Raw genomic sequence first — 18,883 nt, 5'->3', positions numbered from 1 at the left:
TGCTCAGCTAAAAATGGATCGGTTCTTCCTTGCTTCCGAAAAGGACATCTTTTGTTATGGCGAATAAAACAATACTTTGGATTAAACCACCACGACGAAAAGTTAACCAATATAATATGTCACATTGTTTATAAAATGGTAATCCAAATGCAATTAGAAAAAATTAATATATGCGTAAGTAAAATTTAAACATCAATTAATTATATATTTCACATGAATGTTATTTTCTTTTTATATTTATTAGTCCGCCATATTTTGCCGCCGCCCCATCAACACGGGGCGAGGGCAACGGTTCTGTTACTCCACGGCCTCATAAGGCAGCCCGACGTAATTTTCCGCAATCGTCGTTAACCCGGCGAGGGAACCCAGATAGTACTGGCGATCGGCTTCCTGCATCTTTTTATCGAATGCGCTCTTATCCTGGAAATCATGCAACAGATGGGTCATAAACCAACTAAAGCGTTCACCTTTCCAGACGCGGTTTAGCGCCAGTTGCGAATAGCGATCCAGCAGGTCTACTCGTCCGTGCTGATAATACTGACGCAGAATACGCCACAGATAGTTCACATCCGACGCGGCAAGGTTTAGCCCTTTCGCACCGGTGGGCGGCACAATATGCGCGGCATCGCCCACCAGAAATAAGCGCCCATATTGCATCGGTTCCACCACGTAACTGCGCAGGGGCGCAATACTCTTCTCAAGTGAGTGACCAGTCACTAACTTCTGGCTCAGCTCTTCAGGCAGGCGGCATTTCAACTCCTGCCAGAAGCGTTCATCCGACCACTGCTCCACCTTTTCCGTTAACGGAACCTGTAAATAGTAGCGGCTGCGAGTTAGTGAGCGCTGACTACAAAGAACAAAGCCCCGTTCATGGTGCGCGTAGATCAACTCCGGATTTACTGGCGGCGTATCCGCCAGCATCCCCAGCCAACCAAATGGCCAGACGCTCTCATATTCACGCAAGATTTCGCGCGGGATGCTTTGCCGCGAGACGCCATGAAAACCATCACACCCGGCAACGAAATCACAGGAGACGCGGCAGATTTCGCCGCCTTTGGTAAAAGTGACCGTTGGATTGTCACTTTTAATATCTTCGATACACACGTCGCTGACGCCGTAGACCGCCTTCGCACCGCTGGCCTGACGCGCCTCCATCAGGTCACGTGTCACTTCAGTTTGCCCATACACCATCACGCTTTTGCCGCCGGTCAGCTCGCTCAGCGGCACCGGGATGCGCCTGCCGTTAAACAGAAACTCGACCCCATGATGCACCAACCCTTCGGCCTCCATCCGCTTCGCCACGCCCGCCTCGCGCAACAGCCCAACGGTGCCGCTTTCCAGAATACCGGCCCGGATCCTCCCCAGCACATAATCGGGCGTCTGTCGCTCCAGTATCAGCGTTTGAATACCTGCGTTGTGCAGTAATTGCCCCAATAGCAGGCCAGAAGGCCCCGCGCCGATAATCACAACCTGTGTCTTCATAGGGTCGCCTTGCCTCCATCACGTTAAATATTTGTTTGTTTTATGTTTACACAAAGTTCATTGATGCATTTTTGATAAGGGAGCGTGGGAAAAGAAGGGCAAAACCAGTTCAAAAGCTGCACTTTTCGACAATTTTCAGAAAATGTGGGGAGCGTCAAATTATCGCCATCGCAAAACAGCGATGCCTTTTTGCACATAATTTGATCCGACACGGACTCCTGATTTCAGCGCATCAGGTAAAAGTAAGCCATCAGGCAGTTGTACCGAGGATTAGGATGACCGTCGAAATCGATCACTACACGCAACGAGGCATTACCCGGCTCTGTATTCAGTGCGGCCTTTACCTGCTCCAGCACGGGGCAGAAAGCGCACTGGTCGATGAACTCAGCACTCGCTTAGGCCGTGCACTGGGAATGGATAGCGTCGAAATCGCCATTTCTCCCAATGCCATTGTTTTATCGACAATTAAAGAGGGGCAATGCATTACCTCTACGCGCAAAAATGCCGATCGCGGCATTAACATGCACGTTGTGACGGAGATCCAGCATATTGTCATCATGGCCGAGCATAAGCTGCTGGATGCCAAAGATGTCGCGAAACGCTTTAGCCAGATCAGACCCTTACGCTATCCACGCTGGCTCGTGGTGATGATGGTCGGCCTCTCCTGCGCCTGTTTCTGTAAACTGAATAACGGCGGCTGGGACGGTGCTTTTGTCACGCTGTGCGCCAGCACCATTGCCATGTACATTCGCCAGGTGCTTACCCACCGCGCCATGCACCCGCAAATCAACTTCTGCATCACCGCTTTCGCCGCCACCACCGTATCTGGCCTGCTGCTGCGCTTACCCGCATTTAGCCAGACCTCTACGGTGGCGATGGCCGCCAGCGTATTGCTGCTGGTTCCGGGCTTTCCGTTAATCAACGCCGTTGCCGACATGTTTAAAGGCCATATCAATACCGGGCTGGCACGTTGGGCCATCGCCAGTCTGCTGACGCTGGCTACCTGCGTCGGGGTGGTAACGGCCATGACCCTATGGGGGCTACGCGGATGGGTGTGATGGATTTTATTATTACGCTGATACAGGACATTATTTTATCGTCGATTCCGGCGATCGGCTTCGCAATGGTATTTAACGTGCCGCATCGTGCGCTGCCCTGGTGCGCGCTGCTCGGCGCGATAGGCCACAGCTCACGTTTTGTCATGATGAGCGCCGGATTTAACATCGAATGGGCCACGTTCCTTGCCGCTATTCTGGTCGGCAGTATCGGCATCCGTTGGTCGCGCTGGTATCTTGCGCACCCGAAAATCTTTACCGTGGCGGCGGTCATCCCGATGTTCCCCGGCATTTCAGCCTATACGGCGATGATATCCGCAGTGAAAATCAGCCACCTGGGCTATACCGAAGAGATGATGATCGCCCTGCTCAGCAACTTCTTAAAAGCCTCGTCAATCGTGGGCGCGCTCTCCGTTGGCCTGTCTATTCCCGGCCTGTGGCTCTATCGCAAACGCCCGCGCGTTTAAAAGCGGTCGGGCGCTGCGGATATCCCCCTGCCGCCCGCCTTACGCACTGTGCTATTATGTGGCTATTACCTGCGGGAACACCGCAGCCTTCCTCTGTTTTTCTGTATTGAGATAGTGTTATGTCTTCTCGTATTTTGACGCCGAACGTGATTGGTATTGACGCTTTTACCGCCGATCCTGCTGCTATTCTTGCTAAAACGGAAGGCGGGGCACTGGCGGTGTTTGCAAATAATGCGCCCGCGTTTTACGCCATCACACAGGAACGGCTGGCACAACTGTTAGCACTGGAAGAAAAGCTCGCCCGTCCGGGAAGTGATGTCGCGCTGGATGTGCAGTTTTTTGACGAACCGGCGCCCGCACCGATTGCCGTGCCGATGGGCAAATTTGCCATGTATGCAGGCTGGCAGCCGGATGCCGAATTTTTACGCCTCTCCGCGCTGTGGGGTATCGCGCTGAGCGAACCGGTCACTCCGGAAGAGCTGGCCTCGTTTGTCGCCTACTGGCAGGCGGAAGGGAAAGTGTTCCACCACGTGCAGTGGCAACAGAAGCTGGCGCGCAGCGTACAAATGGGCCGCGCCGGCAATAACGGCCAGCCGAAGCGCGACCTCAACACGGTATCCGAACCCGATAGTCATATTCCCCCTGGTTTCAGAGGATAAGCATGAAAAACGTTGGCGATTTAATGCAACGCCTGCAGAAGATGATGCCGGCGAACGTCAAGCCCGCTTTCACGACCGGTGAAGAACTGCTGGCCTGGCAAAAAGAGCAGGGAAAAATCCGCGCCGCTTCGCTTGAGCGAGAAAACCGCGCGATGAAAATGCAGCGTACATTCAACCGCTCCGGTATCCGCCCGCTGCATCAGAACTGCTCGTTTGACAACTACCGCGTGGAAAACGAAGGGCAGATGAACGCGCTGTCAAAAGCGCGCCAGTACGTCGAGGAGTTCGATGGCAACATTGCCAGCTTTATCTTCTCCGGCAAACCGGGCACCGGGAAAAACCATCTGGCGGCCGCTATCTGTAACGAATTGCTGCTACGCGGTAAATCGGTGCTGATTATCACCGTGGCCGACATTATGTCCGCCATGAAAGACACGTTCAGCAACCGGGAAACCAGCGAAGAGCAACTGCTTAACGATCTCAGCCAGGTCGACCTGCTGGTTATTGACGAAATAGGCGTACAGACCGAGTCGCGTTACGAGAAAGTGATCATCAACCAGATTGTTGACCGTCGCTCCTCTTCCAAACGGCCGACCGGCATGCTCACTAACAGCAATATGGATGAGATGAATAAGCTGCTTGGCGAGCGGGTGATGGATCGTATGCGCCTCGGTAATAGCCTGTGGGTGATTTTTAACTGGGACAGCTATCGCAGCCGCGTGACCGGGAAAGAGTATTGAGATAAATCCTAGTGGCCGCCGGGAGTATACTGACGACCTATACATTTATAGTATGAATAAGAGTACACGCCATGAAAATGACTAAATCCCTGTTCTGCGGCGCTATCTTTGCTGGCGCTTTCTTCGCAACAGCAGCCAGCGCCAGTTCGCTGACCGACACCCTGAGCAGCGCCGCCAGCCAGTTAGGTGGCCAGAGCAGCAGCCAGCAGAGCGGCACTTCCCTCTCTTCGCTGACCAGCCTGTTAAATGGCGGCACGCAGTCCCTGAGCTCCAGCACCATGAATAACGCTGCGGGCATTATGGGTTACTGTGCAAAAGAGAAAATCACCTCCGTTGCTAATGTCGATAACATCAAATCTCAGGTACTGGATAAACTGGGTCTCGACACCGCCACTGAGCAGAAAAAAGACACCAGCTATATGGACGGTATCTCGGGCCTGCTGAATGCGAAAGATGGTCAGCAACTGAATCTTGAGAGCCTGGGCAACAGCGAGCTGGGCAAAAAAGTGAAGGCGAAAGCCTGCGATCTGGTGCTGAAACAGGGTGTAAACTTCATCTCCTGATGCCATCATCACCGCGGATAAGCGCCCATTCGCTTATCCGCACACTCCGCCATTTTTATTTCCCCCTTCATAAACGCGCTCTTTTTAGACGATAAAATCGGCTATTTATAAACCAATTCTGAACAACAACACACTTTCATGACGCTAGAATTGCAGCGATAAGACAGCATGACTACATTATGCTGTGCGAAATTATGTGGCCAGAAAACTGGCGCTGTTGAGGATCCTTAGTGTCAGAGTTACTCTCCCTTGCTCTTTTTCTTGCCTCTGTGGCGATTTATTCCCTGAAGGCAGGACGCAATACGTGGTGGTTCGCCGCTACGCTGATTGTTTTGGGATTTTTTGTCGTACTCAACATTACGCTCTACGCCAGCGATTATTTCACCGGTGATGGCATCAACGACGCCGTACTTTATACGCTCACCAACAGCCTGACCGGTGCGGGCGTCAGTAAGTACATCCTGCCGGGGATCGGCCTGGTGCTGGGTCTGGTTGCCATATTCGGCACGCTGGGCTGGCTGTTACGCCGCCGTCATCATCCGCATCATTTTGGTTACAGCTTGCTGGCGCTGGTGCTGGCAGTGGGATCTGTCGATGCCAGCCCGGCGTTTCGTCAGATTAGCGAACTGGTAAAATCCCAGTCGCGCGATGGCGATCCGGATTTTGCCATTTACTATAAAGAGCCGGCCAAAAGCATTCCGCAGCCTAAGCTGAACCTGGTCTACATCTACGGTGAAAGCCTTGAGCGCACCTATTTTGATAACCAGGCATTTCCGGATCTCACGCCGGAACTCGGCGAGCTGAAAAACAACAGCATCGATTTTAGCCATACCGCGCAGTTACCGGGCACCGACTACACCATCGCCGGGATGGTCGCCTCGCAGTGCGGTATTCCACTCTTTGCGCCGTTTGAAGGCAATGCCTCAGCCTCGCTCTCCAGCTTCTTCCCGCAAAATATCTGCCTCGGCGATATTCTGAAAAACTCCGGCTACGAAAACTACTTTATGCAGGGCGCAAACCTGCGCTTTGCCGGGAAAGATGTGTTCCTGAAGTCCCACGGTTTCGAGCATCTCTACGGTCTGGAAGAACTGAAAGCTACCGTCGATGACCCTGACTACCGTAACGACTGGGGTTTCTACGACGATACCGTGCTCGATGAAGCATGGAAAAAATTCGAAACGCTCTCAAAAGAAGGTAAACGCTTCTCACTGTTCACCCTGACCGTCGACACGCATCACCCGGATGGTTTCGTCTCGCGCAGTTGTACGCGTAAAAGCTATGAAATAGACGGCAAAGCCAACCAGTCCTTCAGCGCCGTAAGCTGCAGCCAGCAGAATATTGCTGAGTTTATTAATAAAATCAAAGCATCACCGTACTTCAAAAATACGGTAATCGTTGTCTCGTCCGATCACCTGGCGATGAAAAACAGCGCCTGGGATTATCTCAATAAGCAGGATCGCAACAATCTGTTCTTCATCCTGCGCGGCGACAAGCCACAGCAGGAAGTGATGGCGCAAAAGCGCAACACCATGGACAACGGGGCGACAGTGCTTGATATCCTGGGTGGAGACAACTTTATCGGACTGGGGCGCAGTAGCTTTTCCGGGGAGTCGATGTCGACGATTTTCCTCAACATGAAAGAGAAAGTGCTGGCGTGGAAACCTGACATCATCCGTCTGTGGAATTTCCCAAAAGAGATGAAAGAGTTCACCATCGACTCGCAGAAAAATATGATCGCCTTCTCCGGCAGCCACTTCCGTCTCCCGCTGCTGTTGCGGGTGTCTGAAAAACGCGTCGAGCCACTGCCGGAAAGCGAATACTCTGCGCCACTGCGCTACCAACTGGCAGACTTCGCCCCGCGCGATAATTTCGTCTGGGTCGACCGCTGCTACAAAATGGGTCAACTGTGGGCGCCAGAGTTTGCGCTCTCGACCGACTGGTGCGTCTCGCAGGGGCAACTGGGCGGCGAGCAAAAAGTGCAGCACGTCGACAAAGCGCAGTGGAAAGGGAAAACGGCGTTCAAAGATACCGTCATCGATATGACACGCTACAACGGCAACGTAGACACCCTGAAGGTTGTGGACAACGATATTCGCTACAAAGCCGACAGCTTTATCTTCAACGTCGCCGGTGCGCCAGAAGAGGTGAAGCAGTTCAGCGGCATCTCACGTCCGGAAGCCTGGGGGCGCTGGTCTAACGCACAGTTGGGCAATGAAGTAAAAATTGAGTATCAACACCCGCTGCCGAAGAAATTCGACCTGGTGATCACCGCGAAGGCTTTCGGCCAGAATGCAGACAAACCGATTCCTGTCCGCGTGGGTAACAGCGAACAGACGCTGACGCTGGGTCACGACGTCACCACCACCACCCTGCACTTCGAAAACCCAACGCAGGCCAGCACGCTGGTGATTGTCCCGCCCGCGCCGGAGTCTACGAATGAAGGGAATATCCTCGGCCACTCACCGCGTCAGTTAGGGATTGGCATGGTGGAGATTAAGGTGGTTGAGGCGCAGGGATAAGAGCCCCTCACCACTGGCACCATCGGTTCCCTCTCCCCCGTGGGAGAGGGTTAGGGTGAGGGCCCTCAAAACGTCTCCCAGTTATCCCCTGCATCCGTTGCCACAGCTTTGCGCGCCGCGGGCGCCGTGGCCACCACGCGCTCTTCCGCTTTCTCTTTCAGCGCTTTTTCCTGCTGAATATGGAACACGGCAACCGCCTGGGTCAGGCGGCTGGCCTGCTCTTCCAGCGCCGCCGCCGCTGCTGCGGACTCTTCCACCAGCGAGGCATTCTGCTGCGTGACGCGATCCATTTCTGAAACCGCCAGCCCCACCTGATCGATACCGCGGCTCTGCTCATCTGACGCCGAGGCAATTTCCCCCATAATGTCCGTCACGCGAGTTACCGCATTAACGATCTCATCCATGGTTTCCCCGGCGCTTTCGACCAGCGTCGACCCCAGGTCAACCCGGCTCACAGAGTCTTCAATCAGGCTCTTAATCTCACGCGCCGCCTGCGCACTACGCTGGGCCAGGTTACGCACTTCGCCTGCCACGACCGCAAAACCACGCCCCTGTTCACCGGCACGTGCGGCTTCAACCGCGGCGTTCAGCGCCAGGATGTTAGTCTGGAAGGCAATACCGTCGATAACGCTAATAATATCGGCAATTTTCTGCGAACTGGCGGTAATATCGCGCATCGTTTGCACCACATTATCCACCACTTTTCCGCCCTTCTGCGCCGTTTCCGAGGCGCTGAGCGCCAGGTTGCTCGCCTGACGTGCGTTCTCGGCGTTCTGCTTCACGGTGGCAGTCAGCTCTTCCATACTGGCGGCTGTCTCTTCCAGCGAAGCGGCCTGCTGCTCAGTACGTGAAGAGAGGTCGTTATTGCCCATCGCAATCTCGCTCGCGCCGCTGTAGATAGCATCCGCGCCGTTACGCACTTCCCCCACGGTTCGCGCCAGTTCCCCCTGCATATGACGCAGCGTGCTGGCCAGTTGCCCCATCTCGTTGCGCCCGTCTACTTCGATACGGCGGACAAGATCGCCCCCGGCAATATGGCGAATACTCTCGATCAGGCTCTGCAACGGCAGGATCAGCGTCTTACGAATGCCAAACCAGACAATCGCAATAGCCAGCAACACGGCAATCATCACCCCCGCCAGGATCCACATCGCCTGGTCATAAGAGCGGTTGTTATCAGCCACGGCCAGGTCGTATAAACGATCGTTCTGTTGCAGATAATCCACATAGGCCTGCTCAAAGCGATCCTGATAGCCCTGAGTGGGTTGGTCGAAGAAGGCATTGATTTTCCCCGCGCCCAATAGCTGAATCAGCTCCGCCAGCGCACCGTGGTAGATAGCGTAATTACGTTTGATTTCAAGAGAAGCAGACTCGCTTTGACGTGGGTCGCGCGGCATCGCTTCGTACTCTGCCCAGCGTTTTTCCGCATCAGTCAGTGATTTCTGCGCTACCTGCATCAACTCCGCAACCGTTGCGCCGCTGCCGATATTGTTCTGATCCATCATGTAGCGGATCCCGGCGCGGTTCAGGGTATTACGGGTTTGCAGCAGAGCAACCCAGCTCCCGTTGAGTCCAGACTGCTGCTGGCGAACGGTTTGCAGAACGGTGAAGTTTTCCTTATCGTTTTTGAGCGCGTTAAAGAACAGACCGCCCGATGTAAGTTGTAATAGTCCAAATAACACCAATACCAGCACTAAGCTGGTAACGATTTTTATACGATTTAACATGCTTTCTCTTCCTCCTGGCGAATTACGGTTTTCGGCCAAAAAAGAGAAAACTTTAAGAAAAGGTGTTGCCCGGCCTACAGATGGTGTGCGATGTCCATTTGCAGGCCTGATAAGCGCTGCGCCATCAGGCGCTTAACGCACGAATATCGTCATAGAGCGATTGTGTTATCGTCACGCCCTGCTCTTGACTCGCGAGCCGCGACAAATAGCGACGCTCGCCAGGCAATCGCGCCCCCTGCGACTGCATGCCGCTGAACAGGGTTTCCGCCCGTGCCAGATGCGCGTCAGCGTCCTCACCTAAAAAACGCGCCGGGTCGAGCGCCAGAATCAGCTCTCCACCATACGGCAGCCCACCGGCCCCGTCATCCCAGGCCAGCGATTCCCTGCTGGTCATATCCCCAATCAGCGGCCCGGCGAGCAGTTCCACCATTGCCGCCAGCGCCGACCCTTTATGCCCGCCGAAGGTCAGCATTGCGCCATCAAGCACCGCCTGCGGATCTGTTGTCGCATTCCCCTCACTGTCGATACCCCAGCCTTCAGGAATAGCTTTTCCGGCACGATGATGAAGCTGAATCTCCCCGCGCGCCGCCGCGCTGGTTGCCATATCGAAAATAAAGGGATGTTTGTCACCCCGCGGCCAGCCAAATGCGATGGGATTGGTGCCAAAAAGCGGCTGCGTACCGCCCGCGGGCGCAACCCAGGCATGGCTTGGGGTCGTGGCCAGCGCGACCAGCCCGGCATCGGTAAGCGGTTCAACGTCGGCAAATAATGCTGAAAAGTGAACGCAGTGGTTAATCGCCAGCGCCGCGATACCGCACTGGCGAGTTTTCTCAATCAGCAGCGGTAGCGCCTGTTCAAACGCCAGCAGTGAATACGCGCCCTTCGCGTCGGCTTTGACGATAGCCGGAGCCTGAGAAGTCACCGTCGGTACCGCATCCGCGGCAACCTTCCCCTTGCGCAGCGTCTCGACAATCCCCAGCAATCGCCACAGCCCGTGTGAGGCGCAGCCATCGCGCTCCCCTGCGGTGACGTTTTTCGCAATCGCCGCGGCATGCGCTTCACTGAAGCCGTTGCTGCTGAGTACGTGGTGCGCCAGCGCGTAAGCCTCCGCCAGAGAGAGGTTTACTGTTTCCATGAAAGGTTCCTTTATGTTTTTCATCTCCGATAGCGTTGATCGGGGACTGTAGGGTTGAGTTAACCGTATATTAATATCCAATTAACAACAATAAAACGAACTCAATCAGTCAACAGATAAAAAACATATAACTGGCTTATAAATTAAAATAAACCACCATATAAATGCTAAATGTATTTATAAATATCTTTAATTGGCACTCTCCATGTAGGCTTTTTCTCATTCTTCTCCGGGCCAGCGAAAATATTTTCGCGGGCCAGAACTGGTGTGAAAAAGACAATGAACGCATTAACTCTGGCAGAACCCCGCTATCAGGTTCGGGTTCTGAGCAACAATTACTTCTTCTGGCTGGGTGTGAAAAATCTCGTGCGTCAGCAGGCAAAATCAATGGTGGATGTTCAGTGGATCAAAGAGAACGCCGACAGCCAGCAATCTTTACTCTGTCAGGAGATTTACGCCACGCCGGTTGCGCAAAAATGGCTGGTATTTACAGAAAGTGAACAGGTGGACACCCTGAGCGTCATGCTGCCGGATGACCGGGTAAACATCCTCTCTGACCGTCAGAAACTGGGCGAATTGCAGGAGCAACTGCAAAACCCGACCTTCAGTCGCCGTCGTCGCGATAAGCAACTTACCCGCTCTGAAGCGCGCGTCTGTTCGCTGATTCGCCAGGGTTTCACGCTGGTGCGTATCGCGCAAATTCTCAATAAATCACCGAAAACGATCTATACCCATAAACGCAACGCGATGGATAAATTCCACTGCGATACGCTGGTCGAGTTCAACCGCAAAATGAATTTGATGGAAAGACAAGCCCTCTATAGTTGAGCGCGTGATGAGCATTACCGGGATCAATGTTATAGGTAACGTAATATCCTATAATTTCAGCTAATATAAAAATTCGCCTTTGGCACCATTGATTCCGGACGCTTTTACCGCCCATGAAATATCTGCTCGCAGACACGCTTGTCTATGATAACGAAGATGGATCGCTTTCCCTGAAGGATGAGGAAAGTGAAGAGAGCCAGATACTGACCAGTACTGCTAACCAAATCTTCAGCCTTTTAATTGTCCATCACGGCATGGTGGTGGATCGAGAGAAATTTTTGCAGGAAGTATGGGATGAACGCGGGCTCAATGGTTCAAATAATTCACTGAATCAGTACATTAGTATTCTGCGCAAACTGCTGGACAGTATGGTGCCGGAGACCACGTTTATTATCACCGTACCGAAAACTGGCTTTATGTTGAATGCAGAAATAAGTGTACAACCGCTAACATCTGAAAGCTCGCCCGCGCCCTCCGCGCCGGTGTCGAAGCCACGTGCTCGTCCAACCTTAGCTGTCTGGTTATGGATTGCCACCCTGATCGTCGCCGCTATTTGCGGTAGTTATATCTCGCAAAAACAATCGCCGCTGGTAACGGGGCGCTATCTACTGACCCAGATTGACGGTTGCCCGGTTTATACCTTCACACCGATCGCTGATGTTTTTCAAAAGCAGGCGATTGCCTTCACCCGTCAAATCAAAGAAAGCAGCAAGTTATCCTGCCTGGAGAACTCTGTATTTTACGTTCATATTCAGAACACGCTGTTTTATGGAGATAAAGGCCGACTGGTGCTTTCCCAATGCTCGCGCTCAAGCCAAAAAACCAGTACCTGTAGCACCAATTACTTTTATGAGTGGTGACAGATGAAGTCCCGTACCCTTATGATAATTTTCTTTGTTATCGTCAACACTGCGTTGATTGCCGCGACAATCTGGTGGCTTAACAAACCTGAGCCGTTAGCGTTTCACTGCCAGGGGCAGCTCAATTTTAACGAAAGTCGCGATAATAACCCGTTCGATTTTGACGGGGCAGTCGTGATGCACTTCAATCCTGATGGTAGCGGCTATTTCACCATGAACGGCAAGCTGACCGAGGGGCAAATGGTACATCCTGTTTCCCGACAGGAGAACTTCAACTGGCGTAATCTGCACGATAGTCTGTATGAAATTAGCATAAAAAGCGTCGAACGCTTCAGCCACGATCGTGTACCCGATAAACTGTTCGAAGCCTATACGGCTGGCATTTTACTTGGACAAAAGCGTTTATTGAGCATCCAGCGCACACCAGAACATGCCATCATTATTGGTAATTTCTACTCGCCGCTGCTCCTGTGCGCGAGCTAATCTTTGTCGCCAGCGCTCTCGTGCTGGCGCAAACTTCCCAGCGCAATAAACTCCCCTAACAGCGCGGTAAGCTGCTGCATTTTTTCCGGCGTAAATTCACTCTCAATCAGGCGATATGCCTCTTCCACCTGCGCCTGAGCGCGCAGATACAGCGCCTGCCCCTCTTTGGTGAGCGATACGAACAGTTTGCGCTGATCGTTAACCGGCTTTAAGCGCAGCACCAGGCCGTCGCGCTCCATACGGGTCAAAATCCCGGTCAGACTGGGGCGCAGAATACAGGCGCGAAACGCCAGATCGTGAAAATCCATCGACGGGTTCTCCGCCAGAATACGCACGATGCGCCACTGCTGCTCGGTCAAATTATGCTGTTTTATGATGGGGCGAAAGTAGCTCATCGCCGCTTCGCGCGCCTGCAACAGTGCAATAGTCAAAGAGTCGTGCATCGTCTCTCCCCTGAATCTGAAAAAATCATTAATAACGAAACAATTAGCAAATCTCACTTTGCCCGGCAACCGGTTTCGGTGTTTTTCAGTCTATCAAAAATTCACAAAAACTTTAATTAATTGATTTTAATAGATTAAATAAAATTAAGTGTAAATATATTGTTAATTGCATCACAAATATTTCACTTATTCTTGCCAGGCGACCCGATCAGGAATAAAAGAGATCATTAATATATTAATGAAAACCAAACTCACCTGAATCAGCCCTGAGGAGAGGTCAATGAAAGGCACCGTCTTCGCCGTCGCCCTGAACCATCGCAGCCAGATTGACGCCTGGCACCACGCGTTCCAGCAAGCGCCCTATAAAACAGCACCCAAAACCGCCGTCTGGTTTATCAAACCGCGTAATACGATCATCGGTAACGGCGAGGCCATTCCCTACCCGCAGGGCGAAACGGTACAAAGCGGCGCTACCGTGGCGCTGATTGTCGGCAAAACGGCAAGCAAAGTGCGCGAAGAAGACGCCGCGCAGTACATCGCGGGCTATGCGCTGGCCAACGAGGTTAGCCTGCCGGAAGAGAGCTTCTACCGCCCGGCAATCAAAGCCAAATGCCGCGACGGTTTCTGCCCGCTGGGTGAAACGGTGGCGCTGAAAGACGTTGATAACCTGACAATCATTACCGAAATCAACGGCCGTGAAGCCGATAGCTGGAACACTTCAGACCTGCAACGCAGCGCCGCGCAGCTACTGAGCGCGCTGAGTGAATTTGCGACCCTTAACCCCGGCGATGCCATTCTGATCGGCACACCGCAGTCGCGCACGGAAATCCAGCCAGGCGACCAGGTGCGCATTCTGGCAAAAGGCTTCCCGGCGCTGGAAAACCCGGTGGTGGACGAGCGCGATATCACCACGCGCAAAACCTTCCCACCGCAGCCGCACCCGCACGGCACGCTGCTTGCCCTTGGCCTGAACTACGCCGATCACGCCAGCGAACTGGAATTTAAGCCGCCGGAAGAGCCGCTGGTGTTCCTGAAAGCACCGAATACGCTCACCGGCGATAACCAGACCTCCGTGCGCCCGAACAACATCGAGTACATGCACTACGAAGCGGAACTGGTGGTGGTGATCGGCAAGCAGGCGCGCAACGTCAGCGAAGCCGATGCCATGGATTATGTGGCGGGCTACACCGTGTGTAATGACTACGCCATCCGCGACTATCTGGAAAACTACTACCGCCCCAACCTGCGGGTAAAAAGCCGCGACGGCCTGACGCCAATGCTTTCGACCATCGTGCCGAAAGACGCCATTCCCGATCCACAGAACCTGACCCTGCGCACTTTCGTTAACGGTGAGCTGCGCCAGCAGGGCACGACCGCCGATCTGATCTTCAGTGTGCCCGTCCTGATCGCTTACCTGAGCGAATTTATGACGCTCAATCCGGGCGACATGATCGCCACCGGCACACCGAAAGGGTTATCTGACGTGGTACCCGGTGATGAAGTGGTGGTGGAAGTAGAAGGCGTGGGCCGCCTGGTGAACCGAATTGTCAGTGAGGAGACTGCAAAATGAAAAAGATAAACCATTGGATCAACGGCAAAAACGTGGCAGGCAACGACTACTTCCAGACCACTAATCCCGCCACGGGCGAGGTGCTGGCGGAGGTGGCCTCCGGCGGTGAAGCGGAAGTGAACCAGGCGGTAGCCGCCGCGAAAGAGGCGTTCCCGAAATGGGCCAACCTGCCAATGAAAGAGCGCGCGCGCCTGATGCGCCGTCTGGGCGACCTGATCGACCAGAATGTGCCGGAGATCGCCGCGATGGAAACCGCCGACACCGGCTTGCCGATCCATCAGACCAAAAACGTGCTGATCCCCCGCGCTTCGCACAACTTCGAGTTTTTCGCCGAAGTGTGCCAGCAGATGAACGGCAAGACCTATCCGGTCGACGACAAGATGCTCAACTACACGCTGGTGCAGCCGGTAGGCGTCTGCGCGCTGGTGTCGCCGTGGAACGTGCCGTTTATGACCGCCACCTGGAAGGTCGCGCCGTGTCTGGCGCTGGGCAACACCGCGGTGCTGAAGATGTCGGAACTCTCGCCGCTGACCGCTGACCGCCTCGGTGAACTGGCGCTGGAAGCGGGTATTCCGGCCGGCGTGTTGAACGTGGTGCAGGGCTACGGCGCAACGGCGGGCGATGCGCTGGTGCGTCATCATGACGTGCGCGCCGTGTCGTTTACCGGCGGCACCGCCACCGGGCGCAACATCATGAAAAACGCCGGGCTGAAGAAATACTCAATGGAGCTGGGCGGTAAATCGCCGGTGCTGATTTTTGAAGATGCCGATATCGAGCGCGCCCTGGACGCCGCCCTGTTCACCATCTTCTCGATCAACGGCGAACGCTGCACCGCCGGTTCGCGCATCTTTATTCAGCAGAGCATCTACCCGGAATTTATTAAGCGCTTTGCTGAACGCGCCAACCGCCTGCGCGTGGGCGACCCGACCGATCCGAACACCCAGGTTGGGGCGCTTATCAGCCAGCAGCACTGGGAGAAAGTCTCCGGCTATATCCGCCTCGGTATTGAAGAGGGCGCGACCCTGCTGGCGGGCGGCGCGGATAAACCCGCCGACCTGCCTGCGCACCTGAAGAACGGCAACTTCCTGCGCCCGACCGTACTGGCAGACGTTGATAACCGTATGCGCGTCGCTCAGGAAGAAATTTTCGGGCCGGTCGCCTGCCTGCTGCCGTTCAAAGACGAAGCCGAAGGTTTGCGCCTGGCAAACGACGTGGAGTACGGCCTCGCGTCCTACATCTGGACGCAGGATGTCAGCAAAGTGCTGCGCCTGGCGCGTGGCATCGAAGCGGGGATGGTGTTTGTCAACACCCAGAACGTGCGCGACCTGCGCCAGCCGTTCGGCGGCGTGAAAGCTTCCGGCACCGGGCGCGAAGGCGGTGAGTATAGCTTTGAAGTGTTCGCGGAAATGAAAAACGTCTGCATCTCGATGGGCGACCATCCCATTCCGAAATGGGGAGTCTGATATGGGTAAGTTAGCGTTAGCAGCAAAAATCACGCACGTACCGTCGATGTATCTCTCTGAACTGCCGGGGAAAAACCACGGCTGCCGTCAGGGGGCGATCGACGGCCATAAAGAGATCAGCAAGCGCTGCCGGGAAATGGGCGTCGATACCATTATCGTTTTCGACACCCACTGGCTGGTGAACAGCGCCTACCACATCAACTGCGCGGATCATTTCGAGGGCATCTACACCAGCAACGAGTTGCCGCACTTTATCCGCGACATGACCTACAGCTACGAGGGCAACCCGGCGCTGGGTCAGCTTATTGCCGATGAAGCGATAAAACTCGGCGTGCGCGCCAAAGCGCACAACATCCCCAGCCTGAAACTGGAGTACGGCACCCTGGTGCCGATGCGCTACATGAACGAAGACAAGCACTTCAAAGTGGTCTCCATTTCGGCTTTCTGCACGGTTCATGATTTTGCCGACAGCCGCAAGCTGGGCGAAGCAATTCTGAAAGCCATCGAACAGTACGACGGCACCGTGGCGGTGCTCGCCAGCGGTTCGTTGTCGCACCGCTTTATTGACGACCAGCGCGCCGAAGAGGGGATGAACAGCTACACCCGCGAGTTCGACCGCCAGATGGACGAACGCGTGGTGAAGCTGTGGCGCGAAGGCCAGTTCAAAGAGTTTTGCAACATGCTGCCGGAGTACGCCGACTACTGCTACGGCGAAGGCAACATGCACGACACGGTAATGCTGCTGGGGATGCTTGGCTGGGATAAATACGACGGCAAGGTGGAGTTTATCACCGAGCTGTTCCCAAGCTCCGGCACCGGTCAGGTCAATTCCGTTTTCCCGCTGCCCGCGTAAGGAATTGTTATGCCGCACTTTATCGTTGAATGCAGTGAAAATATTCGCGAACAAGCCGATCTGCCGGGGCTGTTCGCCAAAGTGAATCCGGCGCTGGCCGGGACGGGGATTTTCCCGCTGGCGGGTATTCGCAGCCGCGCGCACTGGGTCGATACCTGGCAGATGGCCGACGGGCAGCACGACTACGCGTTTGTGCATATGACGCTAAAAATCGGCGCTGGGCGCAGCCTGGAGAGCCGTCAGGCGGTGGGTGAAATGCTGTTTGATCTGATCAAAACCCATTTCGCCGCCCTGATGGAAAGCCGCCTGCTGGCGCTCTCCTTTGAAATTGAAGAGCTGCACCCGACGCTCAATTTTAAACAAAACAACGTCCACGCGTTATTTCGCTGAGGCCAGCCATGTTTGATAAACAGACCCACACCCTGATCGCCCAACGGCTGGATCAGGCCGAAAAACAGCGCGAACAGATCCGCGCCGTCTCGCTGGACTACCCGGAGATCACCCTTGAGGACGCCTATGCCGTGCAGCGTGAATGGGTACGGCTGAAAATTGCCGAAGGCCGCACGCTGAAAGGCCACAAGATCGGCCTCACCTCAAAAGCGATGCAGGCCAGCTCGCAAATCAGCGAACCGGACTACGGCGCGCTGCTGGATGACATGTTCTTCCACGATGGCAGCGATATCCCGACCGACCGCTTTATCGTGCCGCGCATCGAAGTGGAGCTGGCGTTTGTGCTGGCGAAACCGCTGCGCGGGCCGAACTGCACGCTGTTCGATGTCTATAACGCGACGGACTATGTGATCCCGGCACTGGAGTTGATCGACGCCCGCTGCCACAACATCGACCCGGAAACCCAACGCCCGCGCAAAGTGTTCGACACCATCTCCGATAACGCCGCCAACGCCGGGGTGATCCTCGGCGGCCGCCCGATCAGGCCCGATGAGCTGGATCTGCGCTGGATCTCCGCCCTGCTCTACCGCAACGGGGTAATCGAAGAGACCGGCGTCGCGGCGGGCGTGCTCAATCACCCGGCCAACGGCGTGGCCTGGCTGGCGAACAAACTCGCGCCCTATGACGTGCAACTGGAGGCCGGGCAGATCATTCTCGGTGGCTCCTTTACCCGCCCGGTTCCGGCGCGCAAGGGCGACACCTTCCATGTTGATTACGGCAACATGGGTTCGATTAGCTGCCGCTTTGTTTAAGGAGAGCACCATGGAAAACACCTTTAAAGCGGCGCTAAAAGCGGGCCGCCCGCAAATCGGTTTATGGCTGGGGCTGTGCAGCAGCTACAGCGCAGAACTCCTGGCCGGAGCCGGATTCGACTGGCTGCTGATCGACGGCGAGCATGCGCCGAACAATGTGCAAACGGTACTGACCCAGCTTCAGGCGATTGCGCCCTACCCCAGCCAGCCGGTGGTGCGCCCGTCGTGGAATGATGCGGTGCAAATCAAGCAACTGCTGGACGTTGGCGCGCAAACCCTGCTGGTGCCGATGGTACAGAACGCTGACGAAGCACGCGAGGCGGTACGCGCCACGCGTTACCCGCCTGCGGGGATCCGCGGCGTCGGCAGCGCGCTGGCGCGGGCTTCGCGCTGGAATCGCATCCCGGATTATCTGCAAAAAGCCAATGATGAAATGTGCGTGCTGGTGCAGATAGAAACCCGTGAGGCGCTGAAAAACCTGCCGCAGATCCTCGACGTCGAAGGCGTGGACGGCGTGTTTATCGGCCCGGCGGATCTCAGCGCCGATATGGGCTATGCAGGCAACCCGCAGCACCCGGAGGTGCAGGCAGCGATTGAACAGGCGATCGTGCAGATCCGCGAAGCCGGGAAAGCGCCGGGAATTTTGATTGCCAGTGAGCCGTTAGCGAAACGCTATCTGGAACTGGGCGCGCTGTTTGTCGCCGTCGGCGTCGATACCACCCTGCTCGCCCGCGCAGCGGAAGCGCTGGCGGCACGGTTTGGGGCCAGCACAGCCTCAGGCGAACCGGGCGTGTATTAGCGCCTGGCCTTTCTTCTCATGCCGTACCCTACAAA

General features: G+C 55.0%; 19 protein-coding genes. 15 read left to right on the top strand and 4 right to left on the bottom strand.

The features are described 5' to 3' along the window. Positions 1-297: 297 nt before the first annotated feature. Positions 298-1,482: a 4-hydroxybenzoate 3-monooxygenase gene (gene pobA / locus VSR74_RS20855; protein WP_347796472.1), complete on the bottom strand. Its 1,185-nt coding sequence runs from the start codon at positions 1,480-1,482 to the stop codon at positions 298-300. 275 nt (positions 1,483-1,757) lie between these two features. Here pobA and VSR74_RS20850 point away from each other — a divergent pair, with 275 nt between their 5' ends. From VSR74_RS20850 to opgB, 6 genes are all read left to right on the top strand, one after another. Next, a complete protein-coding gene (locus VSR74_RS20850) occupies positions 1,758-2,540 on the top strand; it encodes a threonine/serine exporter family protein (protein WP_347796471.1) in 783 nt (260 codons plus the stop codon). Next, a complete protein-coding gene (locus tag VSR74_RS20845) occupies positions 2,531-3,004 on the top strand; it encodes a threonine/serine exporter (protein WP_347796470.1) in 474 nt (157 codons plus the stop codon). Before VSR74_RS20850 ends, VSR74_RS20845 begins: the two co-directional genes overlap by 10 nt. Positions 3,005-3,123: 119 nt before the next feature. Then, positions 3,124-3,663, top strand: a complete 540-nt coding sequence (gene dnaT / locus VSR74_RS20840) for a primosomal protein DnaT (RefSeq protein WP_347796469.1) — start codon at positions 3,124-3,126, stop codon at positions 3,661-3,663. Between the two features lie 2 nt (positions 3,664-3,665). Further along, entirely contained in the window at positions 3,666-4,403 is a 738-nt protein-coding gene (dnaC, locus tag VSR74_RS20835; RefSeq protein ID WP_347796468.1) for a DNA replication protein DnaC, read from the top strand. Positions 4,404-4,474: 71 nt separating this feature from the next. Beyond that, a complete protein-coding gene (locus VSR74_RS20830; protein ID WP_347796467.1) occupies positions 4,475-4,966 on the top strand; it encodes a YjjA family protein in 492 nt (163 codons plus the stop codon). 230 nt (positions 4,967-5,196) lie between these two features. Continuing rightward, complete coding sequence (opgB, locus tag VSR74_RS20825; protein ID WP_347796466.1) at positions 5,197-7,485, top strand: phosphatidylglycerol--membrane-oligosaccharide glycerophosphotransferase; 2,289 nt, start codon at positions 5,197-5,199, stop codon at positions 7,483-7,485. Positions 7,486-7,550: 65 nt separating this feature from the next. Here opgB and tsr read toward each other — a convergent pair whose 3' ends face one another. Continuing rightward, a complete protein-coding gene (gene tsr / locus VSR74_RS20820) occupies positions 7,551-9,212 on the bottom strand; it encodes a methyl-accepting chemotaxis protein (protein ID WP_347796465.1) in 1,662 nt (553 codons plus the stop codon). Between the two features lie 124 nt (positions 9,213-9,336). Continuing rightward, the gene (locus VSR74_RS20815; protein WP_347796464.1) at positions 9,337-10,347 is read right to left on the bottom strand and encodes an Ldh family oxidoreductase; all 1,011 of its coding nucleotides are present in this window, start codon (positions 10,345-10,347) and stop codon (positions 9,337-9,339) included. 279 nt (positions 10,348-10,626) lie between these two features. On the opposite strand from VSR74_RS20815, the gene VSR74_RS20810 reads away from it, so the two are divergent. The 3 genes from VSR74_RS20810 (at position 10,627) to VSR74_RS20800 (ending at position 12,518) form a co-directional block, all read left to right on the top strand. Next, positions 10,627-11,175 (top strand): helix-turn-helix transcriptional regulator, encoded by a 549-nt coding sequence (locus tag VSR74_RS20810; protein WP_347796463.1) that lies wholly within the window; start codon positions 10,627-10,629, stop codon positions 11,173-11,175. Between the two features lie 113 nt (positions 11,176-11,288). Beyond that, entirely contained in the window at positions 11,289-12,035 is a 747-nt protein-coding gene (locus VSR74_RS20805; RefSeq protein WP_347796462.1) for a winged helix-turn-helix domain-containing protein, read from the top strand. 3 nt (positions 12,036-12,038) lie between these two features. Further along, positions 12,039-12,518, top strand: a complete 480-nt coding sequence (locus VSR74_RS20800) for a hypothetical protein (protein WP_347796461.1) — start codon at positions 12,039-12,041, stop codon at positions 12,516-12,518. Here the strand turns inward: VSR74_RS20800 and hpaR are convergent. Continuing rightward, the gene (hpaR, locus tag VSR74_RS20795; protein WP_347796460.1) at positions 12,515-12,961 is read right to left on the bottom strand and encodes a homoprotocatechuate degradation operon regulator HpaR; all 447 of its coding nucleotides are present in this window, start codon (positions 12,959-12,961) and stop codon (positions 12,515-12,517) included. The two genes, VSR74_RS20800 and hpaR, sit on opposite strands and share 4 nt — an antisense overlap. Positions 12,962-13,241: 280 nt before the next feature. On the opposite strand from hpaR, the gene hpaG reads away from it, so the two are divergent. From hpaG to hpaI, 6 genes are read left to right on the top strand one after another with little or no spacing between them, the layout of a single operon-like run. Continuing rightward, positions 13,242-14,531, top strand: coding sequence for a 4-hydroxyphenylacetate degradation bifunctional isomerase/decarboxylase (gene hpaG / locus VSR74_RS20790; protein WP_347796459.1), 1,290 nt, complete (start codon positions 13,242-13,244; stop codon positions 14,529-14,531). Next, entirely contained in the window at positions 14,528-15,994 is a 1,467-nt protein-coding gene (gene hpaE / locus VSR74_RS20785; protein ID WP_347796458.1) for a 5-carboxymethyl-2-hydroxymuconate semialdehyde dehydrogenase, read from the top strand. Before hpaG ends, hpaE begins: the two co-directional genes overlap by 4 nt. A gap of 1 nt (position 15,995) precedes the next feature. Beyond that, a complete protein-coding gene (hpaD, locus tag VSR74_RS20780; RefSeq protein ID WP_347796457.1) occupies positions 15,996-16,847 on the top strand; it encodes a 3,4-dihydroxyphenylacetate 2,3-dioxygenase in 852 nt (283 codons plus the stop codon). Positions 16,848-16,856: 9 nt separating this feature from the next. Further along, positions 16,857-17,237: a 5-carboxymethyl-2-hydroxymuconate Delta-isomerase gene (locus VSR74_RS20775; RefSeq protein WP_347796456.1), complete on the top strand. Its 381-nt coding sequence runs from the start codon at positions 16,857-16,859 to the stop codon at positions 17,235-17,237. An 8-nt stretch (positions 17,238-17,245) separates the two neighbouring features. Further along, positions 17,246-18,049 carry a 2-oxo-hept-4-ene-1,7-dioate hydratase gene (gene hpaH, locus VSR74_RS20770; protein ID WP_347796455.1) on the top strand — a complete coding sequence of 268 codons (804 nt, stop codon included), beginning with the start codon at positions 17,246-17,248 and terminating at the stop codon, positions 18,047-18,049. Positions 18,050-18,059: 10 nt separating this feature from the next. Next, positions 18,060-18,848: a 4-hydroxy-2-oxoheptanedioate aldolase gene (gene hpaI, locus VSR74_RS20765; RefSeq protein WP_347796454.1), complete on the top strand. Its 789-nt coding sequence runs from the start codon at positions 18,060-18,062 to the stop codon at positions 18,846-18,848. Positions 18,849-18,883: the final 35 nt, after the last annotated feature.

This window comes from Pseudocitrobacter cyperus, from assembly GCF_039889165.1.
GTDB lineage: Bacteria > Pseudomonadota > Gammaproteobacteria > Enterobacterales > Enterobacteriaceae > Pseudocitrobacter > Pseudocitrobacter cyperus.
Note: the sequence above shows the minus strand (reverse complement) of the source record. Positions and strands in the feature narration are given on the sequence as shown.

What these genes read in the sequence shown, in the direction of transcription:
- dnaC (WP_347796468.1), top strand. Translation starts at nt 3,666, where the DNA reads ATGAAAAACGTTGGCGATTTAATGCAACGCCTGCAGAAGATGATGCCG.
- VSR74_RS20815 (WP_347796464.1), bottom strand. Translation starts at nt 10,347, where the DNA reads ATGGAAACAGTAAACCTCTCTCTGGCGGAGGCTTACGCGCTGGCGCAC.
- VSR74_RS20805 (WP_347796462.1), top strand. Translation starts at nt 11,289, where the DNA reads ATGAAATATCTGCTCGCAGACACGCTTGTCTATGATAACGAAGATGGA.
- pobA (WP_347796472.1), bottom strand. Translation starts at nt 1,482, where the DNA reads ATGAAGACACAGGTTGTGATTATCGGCGCGGGGCCTTCTGGCCTGCTA.
- VSR74_RS20810 (WP_347796463.1), top strand. Translation starts at nt 10,627, where the DNA reads ATGAACGCATTAACTCTGGCAGAACCCCGCTATCAGGTTCGGGTTCTG.
- dnaT (WP_347796469.1), top strand. Translation starts at nt 3,124, where the DNA reads ATGTCTTCTCGTATTTTGACGCCGAACGTGATTGGTATTGACGCTTTT.
- hpaH (WP_347796455.1), top strand. Translation starts at nt 17,246, where the DNA reads ATGTTTGATAAACAGACCCACACCCTGATCGCCCAACGGCTGGATCAG.
- VSR74_RS20830 (WP_347796467.1), top strand. Translation starts at nt 4,475, where the DNA reads ATGAAAATGACTAAATCCCTGTTCTGCGGCGCTATCTTTGCTGGCGCT.
- VSR74_RS20845 (WP_347796470.1), top strand. Translation starts at nt 2,531, where the DNA reads ATGGGTGTGATGGATTTTATTATTACGCTGATACAGGACATTATTTTA.
- hpaI (WP_347796454.1), top strand. Translation starts at nt 18,060, where the DNA reads ATGGAAAACACCTTTAAAGCGGCGCTAAAAGCGGGCCGCCCGCAAATC.
- hpaG (WP_347796459.1), top strand. Translation starts at nt 13,242, where the DNA reads ATGAAAGGCACCGTCTTCGCCGTCGCCCTGAACCATCGCAGCCAGATT.
- VSR74_RS20800 (WP_347796461.1), top strand. Translation starts at nt 12,039, where the DNA reads ATGAAGTCCCGTACCCTTATGATAATTTTCTTTGTTATCGTCAACACT.
- hpaE (WP_347796458.1), top strand. Translation starts at nt 14,528, where the DNA reads ATGAAAAAGATAAACCATTGGATCAACGGCAAAAACGTGGCAGGCAAC.
- hpaD (WP_347796457.1), top strand. Translation starts at nt 15,996, where the DNA reads ATGGGTAAGTTAGCGTTAGCAGCAAAAATCACGCACGTACCGTCGATG.
- hpaR (WP_347796460.1), bottom strand. Translation starts at nt 12,961, where the DNA reads ATGCACGACTCTTTGACTATTGCACTGTTGCAGGCGCGCGAAGCGGCG.
- VSR74_RS20850 (WP_347796471.1), top strand. Translation starts at nt 1,758, where the DNA reads ATGACCGTCGAAATCGATCACTACACGCAACGAGGCATTACCCGGCTC.
- tsr (WP_347796465.1), bottom strand. Translation starts at nt 9,212, where the DNA reads ATGTTAAATCGTATAAAAATCGTTACCAGCTTAGTGCTGGTATTGGTG.
- VSR74_RS20775 (WP_347796456.1), top strand. Translation starts at nt 16,857, where the DNA reads ATGCCGCACTTTATCGTTGAATGCAGTGAAAATATTCGCGAACAAGCC.